General features: G+C 70.3%; 18 protein-coding genes. 10 read left to right on the forward strand and 8 right to left on the reverse strand.

What is annotated here, in order from left to right; translation table 11 throughout:
• Positions 1-36: 36 nt before the first annotated feature.
• The 4 genes from QMZ92_RS10615 to QMZ92_RS10630 all read right to left on the reverse strand — a co-directional run bounded on the left by QMZ92_RS10615 (position 37) and on the right by QMZ92_RS10630 (position 3,214).
• The gene (locus QMZ92_RS10615; RefSeq protein ID WP_283296991.1) at positions 37-933 is read right to left on the reverse strand and encodes a LysR family transcriptional regulator; all 897 of its coding nucleotides are present in this window, start codon (positions 931-933) and stop codon (positions 37-39) included.
• Between the two features lie 283 nt (positions 934-1,216).
• On the reverse strand, positions 1,217-2,341 hold the full coding sequence (locus tag QMZ92_RS10620; RefSeq protein WP_283296992.1) for a cystathionine gamma-lyase: 1,125 nt from the start codon (positions 2,339-2,341) through the stop codon (positions 1,217-1,219).
• Positions 2,338-2,826 carry a low molecular weight protein-tyrosine-phosphatase gene (locus QMZ92_RS10625; protein WP_283296993.1) on the reverse strand — a complete coding sequence of 163 codons (489 nt, stop codon included), beginning with the start codon at positions 2,824-2,826 and terminating at the stop codon, positions 2,338-2,340. Before QMZ92_RS10625 ends, QMZ92_RS10620 begins: the two co-directional genes overlap by 4 nt.
• Positions 2,827-2,833: 7 nt before the next feature.
• The gene (locus QMZ92_RS10630) at positions 2,834-3,214 is read right to left on the reverse strand and encodes a phage holin family protein (RefSeq protein ID WP_138054233.1); all 381 of its coding nucleotides are present in this window, start codon (positions 3,212-3,214) and stop codon (positions 2,834-2,836) included.
• A 51-nt stretch (positions 3,215-3,265) separates the two neighbouring features.
• Between QMZ92_RS10630 and QMZ92_RS10635 the strand changes: the two genes are divergently transcribed.
• The 4 genes from QMZ92_RS10635 (at position 3,266) to QMZ92_RS10650 (ending at position 5,627) form a co-directional block, all read left to right on the forward strand.
• Entirely contained in the window at positions 3,266-3,583 is a 318-nt protein-coding gene (locus QMZ92_RS10635) for a cupin domain-containing protein (RefSeq protein ID WP_283296994.1), read from the forward strand.
• Positions 3,584-3,713: 130 nt separating this feature from the next.
• Positions 3,714-3,926 (forward strand): DUF5326 family protein, encoded by a 213-nt coding sequence (locus QMZ92_RS10640; protein WP_283296995.1) that lies wholly within the window; start codon positions 3,714-3,716, stop codon positions 3,924-3,926.
• A gap of 415 nt (positions 3,927-4,341) precedes the next feature.
• Complete coding sequence (locus tag QMZ92_RS10645; RefSeq protein WP_283297037.1) at positions 4,342-5,079, forward strand: IclR family transcriptional regulator; 738 nt, start codon at positions 4,342-4,344, stop codon at positions 5,077-5,079.
• 113 nt (positions 5,080-5,192) lie between these two features.
• Complete coding sequence (locus tag QMZ92_RS10650; protein WP_283296996.1) at positions 5,193-5,627, forward strand: SsgA family sporulation/cell division regulator; 435 nt, start codon at positions 5,193-5,195, stop codon at positions 5,625-5,627.
• Between the two features lie 65 nt (positions 5,628-5,692).
• On the opposite strand, the gene QMZ92_RS10655 is transcribed toward QMZ92_RS10650, so the two are convergent.
• Positions 5,693-7,048 (reverse strand): YibE/F family protein, encoded by a 1,356-nt coding sequence (locus QMZ92_RS10655; RefSeq protein WP_283296997.1) that lies wholly within the window; start codon positions 7,046-7,048, stop codon positions 5,693-5,695.
• Between the two features lie 198 nt (positions 7,049-7,246).
• Here QMZ92_RS10655 and thiC point away from each other — a divergent pair, with 198 nt between their 5' ends.
• A complete protein-coding gene (gene thiC, locus QMZ92_RS10660; protein WP_283296998.1) occupies positions 7,247-9,034 on the forward strand; it encodes a phosphomethylpyrimidine synthase ThiC in 1,788 nt (595 codons plus the stop codon).
• Positions 9,035-9,179: 145 nt separating this feature from the next.
• Here the strand turns inward: thiC and QMZ92_RS10665 are convergent, their stop codons facing one another.
• From QMZ92_RS10665 to QMZ92_RS10675, 3 genes are all read right to left on the reverse strand, one after another.
• A complete protein-coding gene (locus tag QMZ92_RS10665) occupies positions 9,180-10,007 on the reverse strand; it encodes a hypothetical protein (protein ID WP_283296999.1) in 828 nt (275 codons plus the stop codon).
• 148 nt (positions 10,008-10,155) lie between these two features.
• Positions 10,156-11,415 carry a metallophosphoesterase gene (locus tag QMZ92_RS10670; RefSeq protein WP_502962031.1) on the reverse strand — a complete coding sequence of 420 codons (1,260 nt, stop codon included), beginning with the start codon at positions 11,413-11,415 and terminating at the stop codon, positions 10,156-10,158.
• 158 nt (positions 11,416-11,573) lie between these two features.
• Complete coding sequence (locus QMZ92_RS10675) at positions 11,574-12,686, reverse strand: LacI family DNA-binding transcriptional regulator (protein WP_283297001.1); 1,113 nt, start codon at positions 12,684-12,686, stop codon at positions 11,574-11,576.
• Positions 12,687-13,072: 386 nt separating this feature from the next.
• On the opposite strand from QMZ92_RS10675, the gene hisC reads away from it, so the two are divergent.
• From hisC to QMZ92_RS10700, 5 genes are all read left to right on the forward strand, one after another.
• Positions 13,073-14,152: a histidinol-phosphate transaminase gene (hisC, locus tag QMZ92_RS10680; RefSeq protein WP_283297002.1), complete on the forward strand. Its 1,080-nt coding sequence runs from the start codon at positions 13,073-13,075 to the stop codon at positions 14,150-14,152.
• A gap of 310 nt (positions 14,153-14,462) precedes the next feature.
• A complete protein-coding gene (locus tag QMZ92_RS10685; protein WP_283297003.1) occupies positions 14,463-15,968 on the forward strand; it encodes a cytochrome ubiquinol oxidase subunit I in 1,506 nt (501 codons plus the stop codon).
• Positions 15,969-15,991: 23 nt separating this feature from the next.
• Entirely contained in the window at positions 15,992-16,993 is a 1,002-nt protein-coding gene (gene cydB, locus QMZ92_RS10690; protein WP_283297004.1) for a cytochrome d ubiquinol oxidase subunit II, read from the forward strand.
• A 51-nt stretch (positions 16,994-17,044) separates the two neighbouring features.
• The gene (cydD, locus tag QMZ92_RS10695; RefSeq protein WP_283297005.1) at positions 17,045-20,668 is read left to right on the forward strand and encodes a thiol reductant ABC exporter subunit CydD; all 3,624 of its coding nucleotides are present in this window, start codon (positions 17,045-17,047) and stop codon (positions 20,666-20,668) included.
• 351 nt (positions 20,669-21,019) lie between these two features.
• Positions 21,020-22,072, forward strand: a complete 1,053-nt coding sequence (locus QMZ92_RS10700) for a M23 family metallopeptidase (protein WP_283297006.1) — start codon at positions 21,020-21,022, stop codon at positions 22,070-22,072.
• Positions 22,073-22,085: the final 13 nt, after the last annotated feature.

Genomic DNA, 22,085 nt, shown 5'->3' on the forward strand with positions numbered 1-22,085 from the left:
TTCTGAAACTCCCGCCCCCCTTGCTGTCGCCGGCCGTCACCAGGCGGCCGCGGCACGTAACAGTCCCTCGTGCGCACGTGCGATGTGCGGCAGTGCGAGCGTCCCGGTCCGGACGACGAGGAAGTACGTGCGCAGCGGTGGAACGGGAGGCTCCAGCAGCGCCACCAGCCGGCCGCTGCCGAGGTCGCCCCGGCACAGATAGCGGGGCAGCACGGCGAGCCCGGCCCCGGCGGCGGCCGACTCCCGCGCGGCCCGCAGATCGGGTGCGATGACCGCGGCCACGGCGGGCGGCCGGCTGTCGAAGACCGAGGACCAGTAGCGGGAGACGAACGGCAGGGACTCGTGGACCTCGACCACCGGCAGCTGCTCCAGCACGACGGCACCCTTGCGCAGCAGCACTCCGTCGCCCAGCCGGGCCGCCCAGCGCGGGGAGGCGACCAGGACGTGTTCCTCGTCGCAGAGCGGGGTCGACGCGAGCAGCCCGCCGCGAGGCCGGGCCGTGGTCACGGCGAGCTCGTGGTGCCCGGCCGCCAGGCCCTCGAGCGCCTCCTCGGCGTTGCCCGTGAAGGACGCCCTCAGCGCCAGTCCCTGCGATACCAGCGGGGCCAGTGCGGGCAGTACCCGCGCGGAGGTGAACTCGGGCGGTCCGGTGAGGTGGAGGGTGCGTACGCCGGACTCGTCGTCCAGACCCGCTTCCACGATCTCGACGAGCGCGTCCAGATGTGGGGCGGTCCGGTGGGCCAGTTCGTCGCCGACGGTCGTGGGCGTGACCCCGCGCGCCTGCCGGAGGAAGAGCGGCCGCCCCAGCTGTCGTTCCAGGGTCCTTATCTGGCTTGTCACCGCGGGTTGGGATAGTCCCAGCAGAGCGGCGGCGCGGGTGAACGACCCGGCCCGGTGCACCGTGACGAATGTGCGCAGCAGGGCCAGATCCATCGTCCAACTATAAATAAGTCGATACCTCTCTGTCGCTCCTGTGATTGGACACTGACGCAGAGTCAACTAGCCTTGCTGGAGCGGTTTCTGGTTCAGGGCGCTGCATGCGTCGCTACGCGCGGAGTGTGCGTGGTGCCACGTGTCACCGGCCCGGGAACCGCGTGCGGAAGAGGGACGGTCCGAGCCATGAGGGGGGAGGTTCGGACCGTCCTTCGTACCCGCCCGGAAGACGCTCGGGCCGACGGCGCCCGCGGCAGCTGACCCGCCGCCCCGCGTGCGTGCCTCAGCCCTCCGCCGCGTCCAGCGCCCGGAGCACGTCCGCGACGAGGTCGTCCGTGTCCTCCACGCCCGCCGAGAAGCGGATGAAGCCCTCCGCCACGGCGTCGCCGCCCCACCGCCCCCTGCGCTCGGCGCTGGAGCGGACACCGCCGAAGCTGGTGGCGTCGTCGACGAGCCGTGCCTCCGCGAGGAAGCGCTCTGCGTGGTCACGGCCGGGCAGCTCGAAGGAGACCACCGAGCCGAAGCGGCGCATCTGCTCCGCGGCGAGCTCGTGCGAGGGGTCCTCGGGCAGCCCGGGGTAGCGCAGTCCGGTGACCTCCGCCCGCCCGGACAGCGCCCGCGCGAGGGCCAGCGCGTTCGCGCACTGCCGGTCGGAGCGGAGCTGGAGCGTGGCCAGCGAGCGATGGGCCAGCCACGCCTCCATGGGGCCCGGGATCGCGCCCACGACCTTGCGCCAGAGCCGTACCCGAGAGGCCAGTGCGGGGTTCCGGCAGACGACGTAACCGAGCAGCAGATCGCCGTGGCCCGTCAGGCCCTTGGTGCCGCTGGCGACCGCGAAGTCGGCGCCGAGGGCCAGCGGGCGCTGGCCGAGCGGCGTCGCGAGCGTGTTGTCGACCGCGACGAGGGCGCCGCCGGCGTGCGCGGCGTCCGCGAGCCGTCGTACGTCGCACACGTCGAGCCCCGGGTTCGAGGGCGTCTCGATCCACAGCAGCTTCGCACCGTCCAGCGCGGTGAGCTGGGCGTCGCCGCCGGTGGGCGCGGTCCGCACCTCGACCCCGTAACCCTCCAACTGCTCCCGTACCAGAGGCAGCGCCTGGTAGCCGTCGTCCGGGAGCACCACCGCGTCGCCCGCGCGGACCTGGGAGAGCAGCACGGCCGAGACCGCGGCCATGCCCGAGGCGAAGGCGACGGTCTCGACCCCGGTCTCCCCGGGTGCCTCCAGCTCCCCGATCGCCTGCTCCAGCAGCGTCCAGGTGGGATTGGAGTCCCGCCCGTACGCGTACGGGCCCGTCGGTTCACCGGGCAGGTGGTAGTGGGCGGCGAAGACCGGCCCCGGCAGCGTCGGTTCGTACTTCCGAGCCTCCGGCAGACCGGCCCGTACCGCCCTCGTTCCCTCACCCGTGCTCACGCCGCCTCCTCCACCGCCTCGCGCACCGCGGCGAGCAGTCCCCCGCTCGCGGCCTCCACCATGTCCAGACATTCCTCGAAGCCGTCCGTCCCGCCGTAGTAGGGGTCGGGGACGTCGAGGTCGTCACCGGCGGCCGGGTCGTACGAGCGCAGCAGCCGGACCTTCGCGGCATCCGCCGCGGTCGGTGCCAGTCGGCGCAGCTCCCGCAGATGACCCCGGTCGAGAGCGATCACGAGATCCAGCCGGGAGAACCACGAGGGAAGGAACCGCCGGGCGACATGACCGGACGCGTATCCGTTGTCCCGCAGGACGTCGACGGTGCGGGTGTCGGCGCCGTCGCCCTCGTGCCAGCCTCCCGTGCCGGCGCTGTCCACGACGACGAGGCCGTCGAGTCCGGCGTCCTCCACGCGGGCCCGGAACACGGACTCGGCCATCGGCGACCGGCAGATGTTGCCGGTGCAGACGAAACAGACGGAGAAGGGCATCGTGCGGTCAGTCCTTGCCGTCGGGGAGCACCACGTTCAGCGCCCATGACACGATCGAGATGATCAGCCCGCCGAGCACGGCCGTCCAGAAACCCTCCACATGGAAGTTCAGGTCCAGGACGTCGGCCAGCCACGAGGTCAGCAGCAGCATCAGGGCGTTGACGACCAGCGTTATCAGGCCGAGCGTGAGGATGAACAGGGGAAGCGTCAGCAGCCTGACTATCGGCTTCACGAAGAAGTTCACCAGGCCGAAGAGCAGGGCCACGATGATCAGGGTGACGGTCTTCTTCGCGGTGCTGTCGCCGGTGAGCGTGATGTCCTGGACCAGCCAGATCGCCACGGCGAGTGCCCCGGCGTTCGCGATCGTCTTGACGAGGAAATTCTTCATGTGTCTGATCGTGGCAGACGTGATCGGACCGATGACAGGGGCGGACGGACGATGAAGGCATTCCGGCTGGACGAGCTCGAGGCGGAGCGTGCCGCCAATGACGGGGCGTATCTGCAGTTCCTGCGTGAGCGGAACATGTCGGTCGGGCTGTACGCGCTGGGCGCGGGGGAGCTGGACCCGCAGCAGCCGCACCGGCAGGACGAGGTCTACTTCGTCGTCAGCGGCCGTGCCTCGATCACGGTCGGTACGGAGACGACCCAGGTGGGGCGGGGCAGCGTCGTCTACGTCCCGGCGGGAGTGGCCCACAAGTTCCACCACATCAGCGAGGATCTCCGGGTGCTCGTCGTCTTCTCTCCGCCCGAGAGCTGACCGGCCGGCCCGGTTTTCCCTAGGGGAAGGCTCAGGGGACTTCGGGGGGCGCGGGCGCCCCGGGGACCACCGCCCCGCCTCTAGCATCGACAGCAGGAGAACTCACGGAAGCGAGGTAGGGACGATGCCGGTGCGGGAGATACTGACGGGGATGCCCTGGTGGGTGAAGTGGGTCGCCATCCCTCTGATCGCCCTTGTCGTCTTCGGCGGGATGATCGCGAGTTTCGTCGGTTTTGTGATCTGGCTGCTCTTCAAGGTCCTGCTCTTCGTGGCGATCGTGGGTGGACTGGTCTACGTCGTGCGGAAGTTCATGAGCTCGTCGTCCTCGAAGAGCGACTGGTAAGCGACCGGCGGTACGGTCACCGGCCGGGGGAGAGCGCGCCGGAGGCGCGAGGGCAGCGCGGGGCGGTGGGTGTCGCGGGGCGGAAAACGGCAGGTGCGTACGCCCGTTAGCCCGCGCGGGGGAATGCCGCAGATGATCCCGCGGCCCGTCGGAGGCTGCCATTAGAGTGGCAATCCTCCGCCGTCCCCGGGAATCCCCGGTCGATGATCACCGTGAACAGTGGTTCGTGCGACTTCCTGGACAGTTCCCGAATTCGGTCTCAGGAGCAGCCCAGGCCCTGGGGGAGCGCGGCGGGCGTGCGGGGGCGGCCCCTGCACGCGGGCGGTCCGCCCGTCACCATGCCTGGGGGTGACCTTTGGCCACGGCACTGGCTACCAGCTCTGCGCCCACCACCACTGCGCCCGCCGCTCCGACCCTGATCGGTTCGGTGCAAAGGGCTCTGAGACTCATGGAGGCCGTGGCCTCCCACGCCGACGGAGCCCCGGCCAAGCAGCTCGCACGTGAGGCGGGCCTGCCCCTTCCCACCGCCTACCACCTGCTGCGGACCCTCGCTCATGAGGGTTATCTGCGGCGCGAGAAGGGCGTGTTCGTCTTCGGTGAGGCCGCGGTGCGGCTGGCGGTGGGCGGTGCGATGCAGAATCGTCGCACCAAGATCGAGGAATCCCTGGCGCACTGGCGGGACTCGATCGGCGTACCGGTCTATTTCGCCCTCTACCGGGAGGAAGAGATCGAACTCGTGGCCGTGGCCGACACCCCGTACGCGCCCGCGGTGGAGGAATGGGCGGACTTCCGGGAGACGGGCCATGCGCACGCCCTCGGTCAGTGCCTGCTCGGCCAGCTCGACGAACGGGCCCGCAAGGATCATCTCGACCGGTATCCGGTGGACCGGATCACGCCCTATACGGTGCGAAATCGGGGAAGTCTGCTGGAACGGCTCGGGGCGATGGGGCAGATGCAACCGGTGATCGAGCGACAGGAATATGCCCTGGGAACGGTCTGTGCGGCTATTCCCGTCACCGTGGGCTCCACGGCCGGAGCGATGGCGATTTCCCTTCCGGTGCACCAGGAAGATCGTTTGGTCCCGGCGGTCGAACAACTACGCAGTGGCGTGGGCAGCCTGCTCAGTTCATTCGCCTTCTCTATCAGTATCTGAAAAACTACTCCTTGTGATCTATCGGTCACTTACAGCACGATGGCGGTACGGACCCAGGGGAAACCCTCCCGGCCGTTTTCACGAGGTGCTTCATCCACTGCGGGGTTAACACGATGCGCGAGTCGGTTCAGGCAGAGGTCCTGATGAGCTTCCTGGTCTCCGAGGAGCTCTCCTTCCGGATCCCTGTGGAGCTCACGTACGAGACGAGAGACCCCTATGCGGTGCGCATGACGTTCCACCTGCCCGGGGACGCCCCCGTGACCTGGGCGTTCGGCCGGGAGCTGCTGCTGGACGGGATCAACGGCCCCAGCGGGGACGGCGATGTGCACATCGCCCCGACCGAGCCGGAGGGGCTGTCCGACGTCCACATCCGGCTCCAGGTCGGCGTCGACCGGGCGCTGTTCCGGGCCGGAGCCGCGCCCCTGGTGGCCTTTCTCGACCGGACCGACAAACTGGTTCCGCTGGGACAGGAGCGCACACTCGGGGACTTCGAGGACAACCTGGAGGCCGCCCTGGGCCGGATCCTCACCGAGGAAGCCGCCGGCTGACGGCCTGCCGACCACGAGCGCCCGCCTGCGACCACGAGCACCCGTCGCGGCCGTGCGCGACGGAGCTACTTCGCCCGCCGGCGGCGGCCCCTGCTGCGCACCGCTCCCGCGGCCACGCCGGTCACCGTGCCGCCGGGCCGGTCGGCGGAGACCACCAGAGCGGCCAGTGCCGTGGTCACCGGCACCGACGCCACCAGACCGATCGAGCCGATGAGGGTCCGGACGATCTCCTCCGCCACCAGCTCACTGGTCGCCACCGTGCCCACCCCCGACTGGGCGATCGAGAACAGCAGGAGAAGCGGCAACGAGGCGCCGGCATAGGCCAGTACGAGCGTGTTGACCACCGAGGCGATGTGGTCGCGGCCGATCCGGATGCCCGCCTTGTAGAGGCCACGCGGCCCCATGGCCGGATCCGCCTGGTGCAGCTCCCAGACGGCCGAGGTCTGGGTCACCGTGACGTCGTCGAGCACGCCGAGCGAACCGATGATGACTCCCGCCAGCAGCAGACCGGACATGTCGATGTTCGGATACAGACCGTGGATCAGGCCGGTGTTGTCGTCGGTGTTTCCGGACAGGGACGCCCAGCCGATGAACACCGAGCCGAGCAGCCCGATCAGCAGCAGCGAGATCAGCGTCCCCAGCACCGCGACCGAGGTGCGGGCGTTCAGACCGTGGCAGAGGTACAGCGCCATCAGCATGATCGCGCTGGCCCCGACCACGGCCACGATCAGCGGATTCGAGCCCTGAAGGATCGCGGGCAGGATGAACAGGGTCAGTACGGCAAAGCTCAGCACCAGCGCGATCAGCGCCATCACCCCGCGCAGCCGGCCGACCAGCACGACCACGACCGCGAAGATCCCGGCGAGCAGCATCATCGGGAAGTCCCGGTTCACATCGCTCACCGAGTACTGGAGATCGCGTGGCGCGTCGGGGGCGTACGACACGACCACGCCCTGGCCCTGCTTCAGCTGCCGCGAGGCGTCCGGCTGGACGATCTCGATGAACGTACGCCCCTTGTCCTTACCGGACGTGATCTCGACCGTCGCCTTCTTGCACTCTCGCTGCTGGGAGTTGACCGCTTCGCGGCCCTCTGGGGTCGTGGTGTCACCCGTCGGCGGCACCTGCCCGGCGTTCACCTCGGAGCAGTCGACCTCCTGCACCCGGACCACCCGGGCCTGTTCCGTCTGCCGGTCGAAGCCGACACCCGTGCGCTCGTGCTCCGGTGCGCCGCCCGGCCAGAGGGCGACGAGGCCGACCACCACCGCGGCGGCGAACGGGATGAGGACCGCGGCGATGACACGCCGCAGATGCCGTGATACGGGGGCGGCCGGCCCATGGCCGTGGGCGTGGGCATGGGCGTGGGAGTGCGGCGAACCGCCCGCGCGGTGGTCCGGTTCCGGCGTCTGCTGTGAGGAAGTCACCGACAGATCATCGCAAGAACGGATGGGGGCCCACTGTTCAGCACGCCCGGCGGGGCGCTAGCGTGGTGGCACCTTTGCACACGCGGGAGCTCGGAGCACCGGGCTGAGAGGGCGCTGACCCGCCGTACGACCGTACGGGACAGCTGCGCCGACCGCCGAACCTGTTACCGGGTAATGCCGGCGTAGGGAGTAGGTCTCATGACCACATCGGACACGCGCACGCCTGCCTCCGGAACGTCCGGGGCGGGGAAGTCCATCGGCTGGCACAAGGGGTACGTCGAGGGCTCGCGCCCCGACATCCGGGTGCCGGTCCGCCAGGTGCACCTCACCAACGGCAAGGACGTGACCCTGTACGACACGTCCGGTCCGTACACCGATCCGCACGCCGACACGGATGTGCGCCGCGGTCTGCCGCCGTTGCGCGAGAACTGGATCGTCGGCCGCGGCGACACCGAGGAGTACGCCGGCCGTCCCGTGCGGCCCGAGGACGACGGCATCAAGCACACGTCCCCGCGCGGCGGTCTGCGCAACCTCGACGCGGTCTTCCCCGGGCGCCCGCGCCAGCCCCGCAGGGGACGCGGCGGGCAGGCGGTGACGCAGCTCGCCTACGCCCGGCGCGGCGAGATCACGCCGGAGATGGAGTTCGTGGCGATCCGGGAGAACGTCTCCCCGGAGGTCGTCCGCGAGGAGATCGCCGCGGGTCGGGCCGTCCTGCCCGCCAACGTCAACCACCCCGAGACCGAACCGATGATCATCGGCAAGCGGTTCCTCGTGAAGGTCAACGCCAACATCGGGAACTCGGCGGTGACCTCCTCCATCGAGGAGGAGGTGGAGAAGATGACCTGGGCCACCCGGTGGGGCGCGGACACGGTCATGGACCTCTCCACCGGCCGCAACATCCACACCACGCGCGAGTGGGTGCTCCGCAACTCCCCCGTGCCGATCGGCACCGTGCCGCTGTACCAGGCGCTCGAGAAGGTCGACGGCCGCGCCGAGGAGCTGACCTGGGAGATCTACAAGGACACCGTCATCGAGCAGGCGGAGCAGGGCGTCGACTACATGACGGTCCACGCCGGCGTGCTGCTGCGGTACGTGCCGCTCACGGCCCGGCGCAAGACCGGCATCGTCTCCCGGGGCGGCTCGATCATGGCCGCCTGGTGCCTCGCGCACCACAAGGAGTCGTTCCTGTACGAGAACTTCGAGGAGCTCTGCGAGATCCTCGCCGCGTACGACGTCACCTACTCGCTCGGCGACGGACTGCGGCCCGGCTCCATCGCGGACGCCAACGACGAGGCGCAGTTCGCCGAGTTGAGGACGCTCGGGGAGCTCAACTCGATCGCCAAGCGCCACAACGTGCAGACCATGATCGAGGGCCCGGGGCACGTCCCGATGCACAAGATCAAGGAGAACATCGACCTCCAGCAGGAGATCTGCGAGGAGGCCCCGTTCTACACGCTCGGCCCCCTGACGACCGATGTGGCGCCCGCCTACGACCACATCACCTCCGGTATCGGCGCCGCGATGATCGCCTGGTGGGGGACGGCGATGCTCTGCTACGTCACCCCCAAGGAGCACCTGGGGCTGCCGAACAGGGACGACGTCAAGACGGGCGTCATCACCTACAAGATCGCGGCTCATGCGGCGGACCTCGCCAAGGGGCACCCCGGCGCGCAGGAGTGGGACGACGCGCTGTCGGACGCACGCTTCGAGTTCCGCTGGGAGGACCAGTTCAACCTGGCCCTGGATCCGGACACGGCACGGGAGTTCCACGACGAGACGCTGCCGGCCGAGCCGGCGAAGACCGCGCACTTCTGCTCCATGTGCGGTCCGAAGTTCTGCTCGATGAAGATCAGCAGGAGCATCACGGAGCAGTTCGGCGGCGACGGGCCGGCGGCGTCGGACACGGAGATCGCCGAGGGCATGCTCCAGAAGTCCAGGGAGTTCGCAGCCTCGGGGAACCGGGTGTACCTGCCGCTGGCTGACTGAGCCGGGTGACGGCACCGGTCCGCGGCTTCAGCCGGGTCGCCGACCGGTGCCGGGGCAGCCGCGTGCTGCCCCGGCCTTCGCCGTGCCCGGCCGGCACGAGGGCCGGGACGAGGGCCGGGACGAGGTCGTCCCGCTGTGACCGCTGCTACTCGGGCTGGTGTTCCGGCGGCCCGAATTCGGGGCTGGTGAAGTCCGGGCTCGTGAACGTCGGGCGGGAGCCGGCCGAGGTGCCGTCGCTCGGGCTCGAGAAGTCGGGGCCGCTGTAGCCGACCTTGGGAAAGCGGCTGACCCGGTGGGGCGGGGCAGGGGAGGCCGGATCGGCGCTGGGGTCGGCCAGGGCGGCGCGCAGGAAGGGCAGAACGCCGCGTTCCAGGAGGGCGTGCCGCCAGGCATCCTTGGCGCGTGCCACCTCGTCGGGCAGTTCGCCGGTCGTCGCATCCTCGGCGGGCACCTGGGTGGCCCCGTTCCGGATCGCTGTGATCAGCAGCCCGATCGCGGCGGCGAGGAGTCCGGCCGCCGTCAGGGCGCCGAAGAACCAGCCCGCCGTCAGCAGCGTGTCCGCGAAACCGGTGTCGGGGCTGACGGCCTTCAGGATGTAGCCGACGAGGAGGAAGATGAGCGCGGCGGTGCCGGCGAGGACCGGTGCCAGAACGGTGAGCACCGCGGCGAATCCGGCGCCCGTCTCCGAGGACGCCCCGACCGCGGGCCCGAGGACCGAGTGGCCGACGGGCGCTCCCGCGGATGTGCGTGCCTCCTCGCGGACCTTCACGAAGTGGTCGTACTCGGCGGCGGCGGCGCCGGTGATGAGCGCGGTGGCGTTCAGCGCCATCGTGCGCAGCTGTTCGGCGTTGAGCCGTCTGCCCAGGCCGTCGAGGTCTGGGCGGTCGTGCGCTGTGCGCAGCGCGTCGTCGAGGATGCGCTCGTATTCGGCGCGGTCCTCGGCCAGCAGGTGCGGAGCGCTGTTCATGTGCATCCCCCGATGCTCCGTAGGGCCGGTGTGCCCATGTGGGTCGGGCAGTTGGGCGGAAACGGAGGAGAGCCTGCTACGGATATGCCGATGGTAGAGCGGTTATGGCAGGGGGTGACAGGGGGTTTCCGGAAATCGCCTGCGCAGGATTGCCTCAAGCCTGCAGCGGGAGCCGGGCCACCAGCAGCTTTCCGGCCATGGTCACGCCGCCGTCCATGGCGATGGCGAGCCCGTCCGCGTACACGTGCGGCCCTTCCACCAGCGGCTCCGAGTTCCCCTCGCCGTCCGCGTCCTCCGTGCCGACCTCGCCCAGCAGGTACGGAATGGGGCTGTGGCCGTGGACGACCCGGCCGCCGCCGTAGGTGGCGAGCAGTTCCCGGACGGCTTGCGGACCGTCGTCGTCCCGGAAGGCGAAACGCTTGGTGAACTTGCGGAAGAGGTCCCAGCACTCGTCCGCGTCATTGCGGTTGATGATCTCGTGGACGTTGTCGTTGACGTCCTCGATCGTGGAGCCGTAGTCGAGGTAGGCGGTCGTGTCGGAGTGCATGAGCAGATGCCCGTCCTCCTCCACCACCGCGTCGAGCCGGGACATCCACTGCAGATGGACGTCCTGGAGGCGGTCCATGTCGCTCTTCTGGCCGCCGTTGAGGAGCCATGCCGCCTGGAAGGTGGCGGTGCCCGCGCCGGAGTTGACGGGCGTGTCGCCGAAGCGCTTGGCGCCGATGAGCAGCAGCTCGTGATTGCCCATCAGGGCCTTGCAGTAGCCGCCGGCCGCCGCTGCCTCGGCCGAGAGCCGCATGACGAGGTCGATGACGCCGATGCCGTCCGGGCCGCGGTCGGTGAAGTCGCCCAGGAACCACAGCCTGGTGTTGCCCGCGGACCAGCGGCCTTCGGCGTCGACCAGGCCCTGGGCGGTGAGCGCGGCGACGAGTTCGTCCAGATAGCCGTGAACGTCCCCGACCACGTAGAGCGGGCCGGGGCCCTCGGCGCCGGGGGCCGGCTGCTCGGCGGGGGCGACGGTCACCTGCACGGTGTCGCCGCGGTTGATCACCGGCAGGTCGCGCTCGGTGGGGGTGTAGCCCTCGGGCGGCCCGTCGTCCGGGAACGCGTCGCCGGGGTGGACCTGCGGTGCCTGGGGGGCGGAGTCCTCGGGGCGGGCCGGGTCCGTCCGGGTGCTGCCGTGTTCCGTTCCGGGGGCCTCGGCGGCGGTCGCCGGCCGCGAGGAGGGCTCCCCGGCTTCGCGGGGAACCGCCCGTGGGACTGAGTCCTCCGGGTGCGCGAGCACGTATTCATGGGAAGCGGATTCCGACTGCACCGGAACCCGTGCGTACGGCGGGACTCGGAAGTCGCGCAACGTCGCCGTACGCACCACGGGTCCCTGACCGGCCCCCTGAGTCATCGACCCCTCCACCACCGTCGCGCCGCCCTCACCGCCGGACCGGCCTGGTCGGGGACGGTCCGCGGTGTCGTGCGCCCATCATAGGAACGCGGATCGTGCTGTGTGATGCACCAGGGGTGCTGAATCCGGGTACACCGCCGGTTCACCGGTCGTTTCGCCCCAATTGCGTTGGTCTAGTCCTGAGAAGGCGAGCGTGGGGCGCTCACCGTCGTACGGGGAGAGCGCCGCTGGGAAGAGGTCCGGACGATGAGTTCGGTCGGTATCACCTGCTCGATCGGGCGGCCGCCGTCCACTCCCTCGATCGCGTCGATCAGCAACTGCACCACGGCGGTGCCGATGCGCCGCGGCTTGAGGGAGAGCGTGGTGATCGACGGCTCCGTGTTGGCGTACACGGTGGACTCGCTGCAGCAGACCAGCAGCAGGTCGTCCGGGACGCGCAGTCCGTACCGGCGGGCGGCGGCGAGCAGGTCCGTGCCGTTGGGGTCGAAGAGTCCGTACACGGCGTCGGGCCGGTCCGGCCGGGCGAGCAGCCGGTCGGCGGCGACCGCTCCGGCGCACGGGTCGTGTGCGGGGTAGGCCTCGTACACCGGATCCTGGCCGACGCGTTCGCACCAGTTCAGATAGGCCGTGGTGGAGAGCCGGGTGTACGTGTCCGTGGTGGTCCCGGTGAGCAGGCCGATCCGGCGTGCACCGCCGGCCGCCAGATGGTCGAGCAGGTCGAGGACGGCGGCCTCGTGGTCGTTGTCGACCCAGGCGGTGACGGGAAGGGTGCCCGCGGGGCGCCCGTCGGAGACGACCGGGAGGCCCTGGCGGACGAGCTCCGCGACCACGGGGTCGTGGTCGGAGGGGTCGATCACGACGGTGCCGTCGAGCGCGACGTTGGACCAGACGTCGTGGCGTGAGGTGGCGGGGAGGATGACCAGGGCGTAGCCGCGGGCGAGTGCGGCGGAGGTGGCGGCTCTCGCCATCTCGGCGAAGTACGCGAACTCCGTGAAGGTGAACGGTTCGTCCCCGTACGTCGTCACCGTGAGGCCGATGAGTCCGGACTTGCCGGTACGGAGCGTGCGGGCCGCGGCCGACGGACGGTAGCCCAGCCGGTCGGCGACCTCGCGGACATGGCGGCGGGTGGCGTCCGGGAGCCGGCCCTTTCCGTTCAGTGCGTCCGAGACGGTCGTGATGGAGACACCGGCTGCGGCGGCTACGTCCCGGATGCCTGCTCGGCCTTGCCGGCTGCCCCGGCGTGATGTCTCCGTCCGGCTCACCTGGTGCTTCCCTGCTGCTGTCATGGCAGGCCGATAGTAGGGCGAGGCGGGGAGGTGGAGTCGGTCGCATATGCAGGCGTTGACAGGCACGTTTCTGCATGGCCATGAGCCGTCAAATGCCATGGAAAGCAAGATAGTTGAGGTCGTATGCGTGTGTCTCATGGTTGCCGACAGGCGCGAACCTGCCAAATGGCTGAGGTGTCGAAGAGGTCTCAACTCACCACTACGAGGGATGCGCGCCACGGCGCGAGCCACCGGCGCGCGGTGATCCGAAGAGCGCTCCTCTCCTCGCTGCCGCTCCCGGTCCGTACCCCGGTTGTTCCTGGCTCGCCCATTCGCAGCGGCCGGGAATCCTCATAGGGTGAGCAGTATTGGTGAGCACGATGCACGACGGTCGAGGAGGACCTGCGGTGAGCGAGACGAGCCCCAAGCTGCGCGCCGAGCTGGACGGCATCCCCACATACAAGCCCGGCAGGCCGGCCGCTGCCGGCGGCCCGGTCGCGTTCAAGCTTTCCTCCAACGAGAACCCCTACCCGCCGCTGCCGGGTGTGATGGAGACCGCCGTCGCCGCCGCGGGCGAATTCAACCGGTACCCGGACATGGCCTGCACCGGCCTGATGAACGAGCTCGCCGACCGCTTCGGGGTCCCGGTATCGCACCTGGCGACGGGCACGGGCTCGGTGGGCGTCGCGCAGCAGCTGCTCCAGGCCACCTCGGGCCCGGGCGACGAGGTCGTCTATGCCTGGCGGTCCTTCGAGGCCTACCCGATCATCACCCAGATCAGCGGCGCCACATCGGTTCCGGTGCCGCTGACCGCGGACGACGTGCACGATCTCGACGCGATGGCGGACGCCGTCACCGACCGGACCCGGCTGATCTTCGTCTGCAACCCGAACAACCCGACGGGCACGGTGGTGCACCGCGCCGAGCTGGAGCGGTTCCTCGACCGGGTCCCGTCCGACGTGCTCGTGGTCCTGGACGAGGCGTACCGGGAGTTCATCCGGGACGCCGAGGTGCCGGACGGTCTGGAGATCTACCGCTCGCGACCGAACGTGGCGGTGCTGCGCACCTTCTCCAAGGCCTACGGGCTGGCGGGGCTGCGGGTCGGCTTCGCCGTCGCCCACGAGCCGGTGGCGGCCGCGCTGCGCAAGACAGCCGTGCCGTTCGGCGTCAGCCAGCTCGCCCAGGACGCGGCGGTCGCCTCGCTTCAGGCGGAGGACGAACTCCTGGGCCGGGTCGGCGCGCTGGTGGCGGAGCGGACGCGGGTGTACGAGGGCCTGGTGAAGCAGGGCTGGACGGTGCCGCCGACGCAGGCGAACTTCGTCTGGATGCGGCTCGGTGAGCGTACGGCCGAGTTCGCCGCGGCCTGCGAGGCGGCCGGGGTCGTGGTGCGGCCGTTCCCGGGCGAGGGGGTACGGGTCACCATCGGCGAGTCCGAGGCGAACGACATCTTCCTGCACGCAGCGGACGCGTTCCGCAGCAGGACGTAGCAGTCGGCCGCCGTTCCGCGATCGCCCGCCCCCGCTCCGGGGGCGGGCGATCCTCGTTCCAGAGCTTCGGCGATCCGTTGACTTGATCAGGGGTGCTCTTCGGGCTCGTGCGTACCGACCGGCCGGGGTATCGCTCGGGGACCCCCGCTCGCTGGTTCGGATTCGGTATGGGTCATAATTGCTTGTGAATGTGAACGCGTTCACAAGCGTGTCCGGAAGCTCGCGCTATGTCATGGATGTCCTGGGCAAACTGCCGTGACGTATCCGACGAGCACGCCGATGTGACCACGCCGACGTAAGGAGAGACGACGTGGACCTCGCTTTGGCGCCAGAGACTCTGGCGCGCTGGCAGTTCGGCATCACCACCGTCTACCACTTCCTCTTCGTTCCTCTGACGATCTCGCTGGCCGCGCTGACGGCCGGCCTGCAGACGGCGTGGGTGCGTACGAACAAGGAGAAGTACCTCCGGGCGACCAAGTTCTGGGGCAAGCTCTTCCTGATCAACATCGCCATGGGTGTCGTCACCGGCATCGTGCAGGAGTTCCAGTTCGGCATGAACTGGTCCGACTACTCGCGCTTCGTCGGCGACGTCTTCGGCGCCCCGCTCGCATTCGAGGCGCTGATCGCCTTCTTCTTCGAGTCCACCTTCATCGGGCTGTGGATCTTCGGCTGGGACAAGCTCCCGAAGAAGATCCATCTCGCCTGCATCTGGATGGTCTCCATCGGCACGATCCTCTCCGCGTACTTCATCCTGGCCGCCAACTCCTGGATGCAGCACCCGGTCGGTTACCGGATCAACCAGGAGAACGGGCGCGCGGAACTCACCGACATCTGGCTCGTACTGACCCAGAACACCACCCTCACCCAGGTGTTCCACACCCTCTCCGCCGCCTTCCTCACCGGTGGTGCGTTCATGGTCGGCATCGCCGCCTTCCATCTGCTGCGCAGGAAGCACGTCCCGGTGATGAAGAGCTCGCTGCGGCTCGGCCTGGTCACCGTGGTCATCGCAGGTCTGCTGACGGCGATCAGCGGCGACTTCCTCGGCAAGGTCATGTTCAAGCAGCAGCCGATGAAGATGGCGGCCGCCGAGGCGCTGTGGGACGGCGAGGGTCCCGCTCCCTTCTCCGTCTTCGCTTACGGCGACGTGGACAAGGGCCACAACAAGGTCGCCATAGAGATTCCGGGTCTGCTCTCGTTCCTGGCGAACGACGACTTCACGTCGTACGTGCCCGGCATCAACGACACCAACAAGGCGGAGCAGGAGAAGTACGGGCCCGGCGACTACCGGCCCAACATCCCCGTCACGTACTGGGGCTTCCGTTGGATGATCGGTTTCGGCATGACGTCGCTCGCCATCGGCCTGGCCGGGCTCTGGCTGACCCGGAAGAAGTTCATGCTGCCGGCGGCGTCGAGGGTCGGTGAGGACGACGTGCCCCATGTGGTGCTGTTCCGGAAGCCGCTCGGACCGAAGCTCACGCGGCTGTACTGGCTCGCCGCGGTCTGGACGCTCGGCTTCCCGCTGATCGCCAACTCCTGGGGCTGGATCTTCACGGAGATGGGGCGGCAGCCCTGGGTCGTGTACGGCGTCCTGCGCACCCGGGACGCCGTCTCCCCCGGCGTCTCCCAGGGCGAGGTGCTCACATCGATGATCGTGTTCACGCTCATCTACGCGATCCTCGCCGTCATCGAGGTCAAGCTGCTGGTCAAGTACGTCAAGGCCGGGCCCCCCGAGCTCACCGAAGCCGACCTCAACCCGCCCACCAAGATCGGCGGCGACGACCGCGACGCCGACCGGCCGATGGCCTTCTCGTACTGAGACCGAGGACTGGGATCTGAGGCATGGAACTCCACGACGTCTGGTTCGTACTCATCGCCGTCCTGTGGACCGGCTACTTCTTCCTAGAGGGCTTCGACTTCGGGGTCGGCATCCTGACGAAGCTGCTCGCCCGCGACCGGGTCGAGAAGCGTGTCCTCATCAACACCATCGGACCGGTCTGGGACGGCAACGAGGTGTGGCTGCTCACGGCGGGCGGTGCGACATTCGCCGCCTTCCCCGAGTGGTACGCCACGCTCTTCTCCGGCTTCTATCTGCCGCTGCTGCTCATCCTGATCTGCCTGATCGTGCGCGGTGTCGCGTTCGAGTACCGGGCCAAGCGGCCGGAGGAGCACTGGCAGCGCAACTGGGAGGAGGCCATCTTCTGGACCTCGCTCATCCCTGCGTTCCTGTGGGGCGTGGCCTTCGGGAACATCGTGCGCGGTGTCAAGATCGACCAGGAGATGGAGTACGTCGGCACCTTCTGGGACCTGCTGAACCCGTACGCGATCCTGGGCGGCCTCGTGACCCTGACGCTGTTCACCTTCCACGGGTCGGTGTTCACGGCGCTGAAGACCGTCGGGGAGATCAGGGAGCGGGCCCGGAAGCTCGCCCGCAACCTCGGGCTGGTCACGGCCGTGCTGGCGCTCGGGTTCCTGGGCTGGACGCAGGCGGACAAGGGCGACGGCGCGAGCCTGGTCGCCATGGTCATCGCCGTCGCGGCGCTGGTCGCCGCGCTCGGAGCGAACCAGGTGGGGCGTGAGGGGTGGTCGTTCGCCCTGTCCGGCCTCACGATCGTGGCCGCGGTCGCGATGCTGTTCCTGACCCTCTTCCCGAACGTGATGCCCTCGTCGCTCAACGAGGCGTGGAGCCTGACGGTCACCAACGCGTCCTCGAGCCCCTACACCCTGAAGATCATGACCTGGTGCGCCGGGATCGCCACCCCCGTGGTGCTGCTGTACCAGGGCTGGACCTACTGGGTGTTCCGGAAGCGGATCGGTACGCAGCACATCGCCGATCCGCACTGAGGCCGGAGTTCCACAGGGACCGCCCGGTCCCCTGACCAAGGGATGTTTCACGTGAAACCCGTCGACCCGCGGCTGCTCCGGTACGCCCGTGCCACCCGCCTCTTCATGGCGACCGTGGTGGCGCTGGGCCTTGCCGGGGCGGCGCTGGTCGTCGCCCAGGCGATGCTCATCGCCGACGTGGTGGTCGGCGCCTTCCAGGACGGGCTGGACGCCGGTGGGCTGCGGAACCCGCTGGTGCTGCTGGCCGCCGTCGCCGCCGGCCGCGGACTGGTGGCCTGGCTGACGGAGCTGGCGGCCCACCGGGCGAGCGCGGCGGTCAAGTCCGAGCTTCGGCTGCGGTTGCTGGAGCGGGCCGCGCAGCTGGGACCGGGGTGGCTGAGCGGGCAGCGGAGCGGTTCACTGGCCGCCCTGGCCACCCGGGGGGTGGACGCGCTCGACGACTACTTCGCGCGCTATCTGCCGCAGTTGGGGCTGGCGGTGGTCGTTCCGGTCGCGGTGCTGGCCCGGATCGTCACCGAGGACTGGGTCTCAGCGGCGGTCATCGTGATCACCCTGCCGCTGATCCCGATCTTCATGGTGCTGATCGGCTGGGCGACCGAGGCCCGGATGAACCGTCAGTGGGCGCTGCTGTCAAGGCTGTCCGGGCACTTTCTCGACGTGGTCGCGGGACTGCCGACACTGAAGGTCTTCGGGCGGGCGAAGGCCCAGGCCGAAGCGATCCGGAAGATCACCTCGGAGTACCGGCGGGCGACGCTGAAGACCCTGAGGATCGCCTTCCTCTCCTCGTTCGCCCTGGAGCTGCTGTCGACGCTCTCGGTGGCGCTGGTGGCGGTCGGTATCGGCATGCGGCTCGTCCACGGAGATCTGGATCTCCACACCGGACTCGTCGTGCTGATCCTCGCCCCCGAGGCATATCTGCCACTGCGGCAGGTCGGGGCGCAGTACCACGCCGCGGCGGAGGGACTGTCGGCGGCGGAGGAGATCTTCCGGGTGCTGGAGACCCCGGTCCGGGCCGGAGGCGCGGCGCCGGTGCCCGGTGCCCGAGGAGTTCGGCTGGAGCTGGACTCCGTGACGGTACGCCACGAGGGCCGTGCCGTTCCCTCGCTGGACGGCGCGTCCCTGACGGTCGGGGAAGGCGAGACCGTCGCGCTGGTCGGTCCGAGCGGGGTCGGCAAGTCGACGCTGCTCGACGTGGTGCTCGGCTTCGTGGCTCCGGACGAGGGCACGATCCGGGTGGGTGCCCCCGGCGAGGGACCGGTGGACCTGGCCTCGCTGGACCGGGCGGCCTGGCACCGGCAGATCGCCTGGGTGCCGCAGCGGCCGTACCTCTTCGCGGGGACGATCGCGGAGAACGTACGGCTGGCGCGGCACGAAGCGGGCGACGCGGAGGTTCTGGCGGCACTCCGGGAGGCCGGTGCTGCGGACTTCGTGTCCGCGCTGCCGGAGGGCATGGAGACAGCCCTCGGTGAGGACGGCGCGGGGCTTTCCGCGGGCCAGCGCCAGCGGATCGCGCTCGCCAGGGCCTTCCTCGCGGACCGTCCTCTGCTGCTGCTCGACGAGCCCACGGCGGCGCTCGACGGGGAGACCGAGGCGGGCGTCGTGGACGCGGTGCGGCGGCTGGCAAGGGGCCGGACGGTGCTGCTCGTCGTCCACCGGCCCGCGTTGCTGTCCGTCGCCGACCGGGTGGTCGAACTGCGCCCCGCCCAGCGGGTTTCCGCCGGCGAGGAGGCTGGGGGGGAGCTCGTACCCTCCCGGGTTCCCCGCCCGTCGCCCTCGCCCGACGGCATGGCCGTGACGGCGCAGGCCACGCTGCCCGTCGAACCCACGGAACGGCCGGCCTCCTCCGTCGAGGACTCCGCGCACCGGGCCGCCCGAGGAGCGTCCGGGCCTGACAGCGGCGGGGTGCTGGCGCGGGTGCGCGGGATGGCCGGGGCGCTGCGCGGCCGGCTGGTGCTGGCGCTGGTGCTCGGAAGCCTGGCGCTGGGCTCGGCCGTGGGCCTCATGGCGGTGTCGGGATGGCTGATCTCGCGGGCATCGGAGCAGCCGCCCGTGCTCTATCTGATGGTGGCCGTGACGGCGACCAGGGCGTTCGGGATCGGGCGGGCGGTGTTCCGGTACGCCGAGCGGCTCGTCTCGCACGACGCCGTGCTGAGGATGCTGGCCGATCTCCGGGTCGGGGTGTACCGCAGGCTGGAGCGGATCGCGCCCGCCGGGCTGCGCCGCACCCGCCGGGGCGATCTGCTCTCCCGGCTCGTCGCCGATGTGGACGCCCTCCAGGACTACTGGCTTCGCTGGATGCTGCCGGCCGGTGCGGCGCTCGTCGTCGGGGCCGCGTCCGTCGGGTTCACCGCATGGCTGCTGCCCGAGGCCGGTGCCGTGCTGGCTGTGGGCCTGTTCGCTGCCGGGGTGGCCGTACCGGCGCTGAGCGGGGTGTTCGCACGCCGGGCGGAGCGGCGGCTCGCCCCGGCCCGAGGAGTGCTCGCCACCCAGGTCGTCGATCTGCTCAAGGGCACCGCCGAGCTGACCGTCACGGGGGCTCTGGCACGGCGGACGTCCGGGGTACGGGAGGCCGACCGCGTTCTGACCCGGATCGCCTCGCGCGCCGCGGCCGCCACCGCGCTGGGCGGCGGGCTGTCGGCCGTGGTCTGCGGTCTGACCGTCGCCTTCGCGGCGTACGCAGGTGTCACGGCCGTGCACTCCGGCCGGGTCGAAGGGGTCGAACTCGCCGTCGTCGTGCTCACCCCGCTCGCCGCCTTCGAGGCGGTCGTGGGGCTGCCGCTGGCGGTGCAGTACCGGCAGCGTGTGAAGCGCAGCGCCCAGCGGGTCTTCGATGTGCTCGACGCCCCGGTGCCGGTGAGCGAGCCCGCGGAGCCGGTCCCCGCGCCCGCCTCCGTGTTCCCCCTGGAGGTCCGGGGGCTCACCGTGCGCCATGCAGGCGGGCGGCAGGACGCACTGTCCGGCTTCGACATGACGCTCACCGCCGGCCGCCGCGTCGCCGTCGTCGGTTCCTCCGGTTCCGGCAAGACGACCCTCGCGCAGGCACTGCTGCGCTTCCTGGACGTACGGGCCGGGACGTACACGATCGGCGGGACGGACGCGACGGCGCTCGACGGGGACATGGTCCGTCGCCTCGTCGGCCTCTGCGCCCAGGACGCCCATCTCTTCGACAGCTCCATCCGGGAGAATCTGCGGCTCGCCCGGACCGGTGCCTCCGAGGAGGAGTTGCGCGCGGCACTCGCGGCCGCCCGGCTGCTGGACTGGGCCGAGGGGCTTCCGGACGGGCTCGACACCCTGGTGGGCGAGCACGGAGCCCAGCTCTCCGGCGGTCAGCGCCAGCGGCTGGCCCTGGCGCGCGCCCTGCTCGCCGACTTCCCCGTGCTGCTGCTCGACGAGCCGGCCGAGCATCTGGATCTCGCCACGGCGGACGCCCTGACCGCGGACCTGCTGGCCGCGACCGAGGGCCGTACGACGGTGCTGATCACCCATCGGCTCCGCGGCCTCGAGGCGGTCGACGAGGTGCTGGTACTGGACGAGGGCCGCACCCTGCAGCGCGGGCCCTATGCGGAGCTGGCGGCAACGGACGGTCCGCTCCGCCGCATGCTCGAGCGCGAGCGTGCCGGTGATCTGCTCGGAGAGCGCCTCAGGGATCCCGCTTTCTCGGCCAAACAGGAATAGGTCCGACTCGTCCGGCCGGGACCGTGCTGCTGCCGAGGAGCGACGACGGACTGGAGATGTCGAGGCGGTGGCGGTACGACAGCCGCCTGTGAGGCCCCGCTCCAGGCGCGGAACGCCCTTGCCGTGCCATCGGCCGACGCGTCGGGGCCGAGCCGCCGCGGGCGCGGTTCCCCGCCCCGACGCCCCGTCAGCAGGCGGTCCGGCCATCCGTCCGGCGGTCCCGACGCACCGTCACCAACGTGTCGAGCGGTGTCGCCCCCCCCCCGAGAGCCCCGGGACGGCTGGGCCGGATGGCCGTACGTACCAGGATAAATGTGGCAAACCCTCAGGGTCTGATGTGACGATCCGAGCATGGGACACCGACAACGCGACTGCCACCGGCGGCTGTTCAAGCCATTGCTGTGCGCGCTGCTGGTCGCCTTCCCGCTGCTGCCCGCGCCCGCCGCGTCCGCGAATGACGGCCCCAACGTCAGCGTGCAGGTCGCCCAGCTGCTCGAGGAGGTGTCCAAGGCCACCGCCACGTACGAGCGGGGACTGCAGGAGTCCGTCGCCGAGCGCGCCCGGCTCGACCAACTGCAGTGGCAGCTCGCCGACAGACGGCGCGAGATGCGGAAGATGCACGACAAGCTCGGCGCGGTGGCCAGGGCGCAGTACCGCAGCGGTGGCAACCTTGCGCCCACCCTCGAGCTGATGTTCGCCTCCGATCCCGATGAGCTGCTGCGCGGGCAGCGGATGTACGCCAAGGCCACGACGACGGTGAACCTTCTGCTGGAGGAGGCCAGGGAAGCCGAGCGCCTGACGGCCGTGGCGGAGAAGAAGGCTCGTGAGGCCTGGTACCGCCTGGACGCCCGTACGGCGGAGCTGGCGCGGATCAAACGCGGCATCGAGACCAAGCTCGACGCGGCGCGATGGTCACTGCAGGCACAGGCGGATCGGAGCGCGGCCTCCGGGCAGTGCTCCGGCTCGGTCCCGCTGCCGCAGACGGACTTTCCCGAGGGGTCGGCCTGGGTGACGCCCGTCCAGCGCTACACGCTGTCGGCCGGCTTCGACAGTGCCGGTACACGCTGGGCGAACCGTCACACCGGGCAGGACTTCGCCGTCGGGATCGGCAGCCCCGTGCGCTCGATCGGCGCCGGCCGGGTGGTGTCCGTCTCCTGCGGCGGAGGCTTCGGCATGCAGATCGTCGTCCAGCACAACGACGGCTGGTACTCGCAGTACGCGCACCTCGCCTCCGTCACGGTGGACCAGGGCGACCGGGTCCGCACCGGCCAGTGGCTCGGCCAGGCCGGGACCACGGGCAACTCGACCGGGCCCCATCTCCACTTCGAGGTGCGGCTCACCCCGGACTTCGGGTCGGCGGTGGATCCGGTGACCTGGCTGCGGAACCGCGGAGTCTGGCTGTGACCCGTCGGCGGCC

Source organism: Streptomyces sp. HNM0645, from assembly GCF_030056615.1.
Taxonomy (GTDB): Bacteria; Actinomycetota; Actinomycetes; order Streptomycetales; family Streptomycetaceae; genus Streptomyces; species Streptomyces marianii.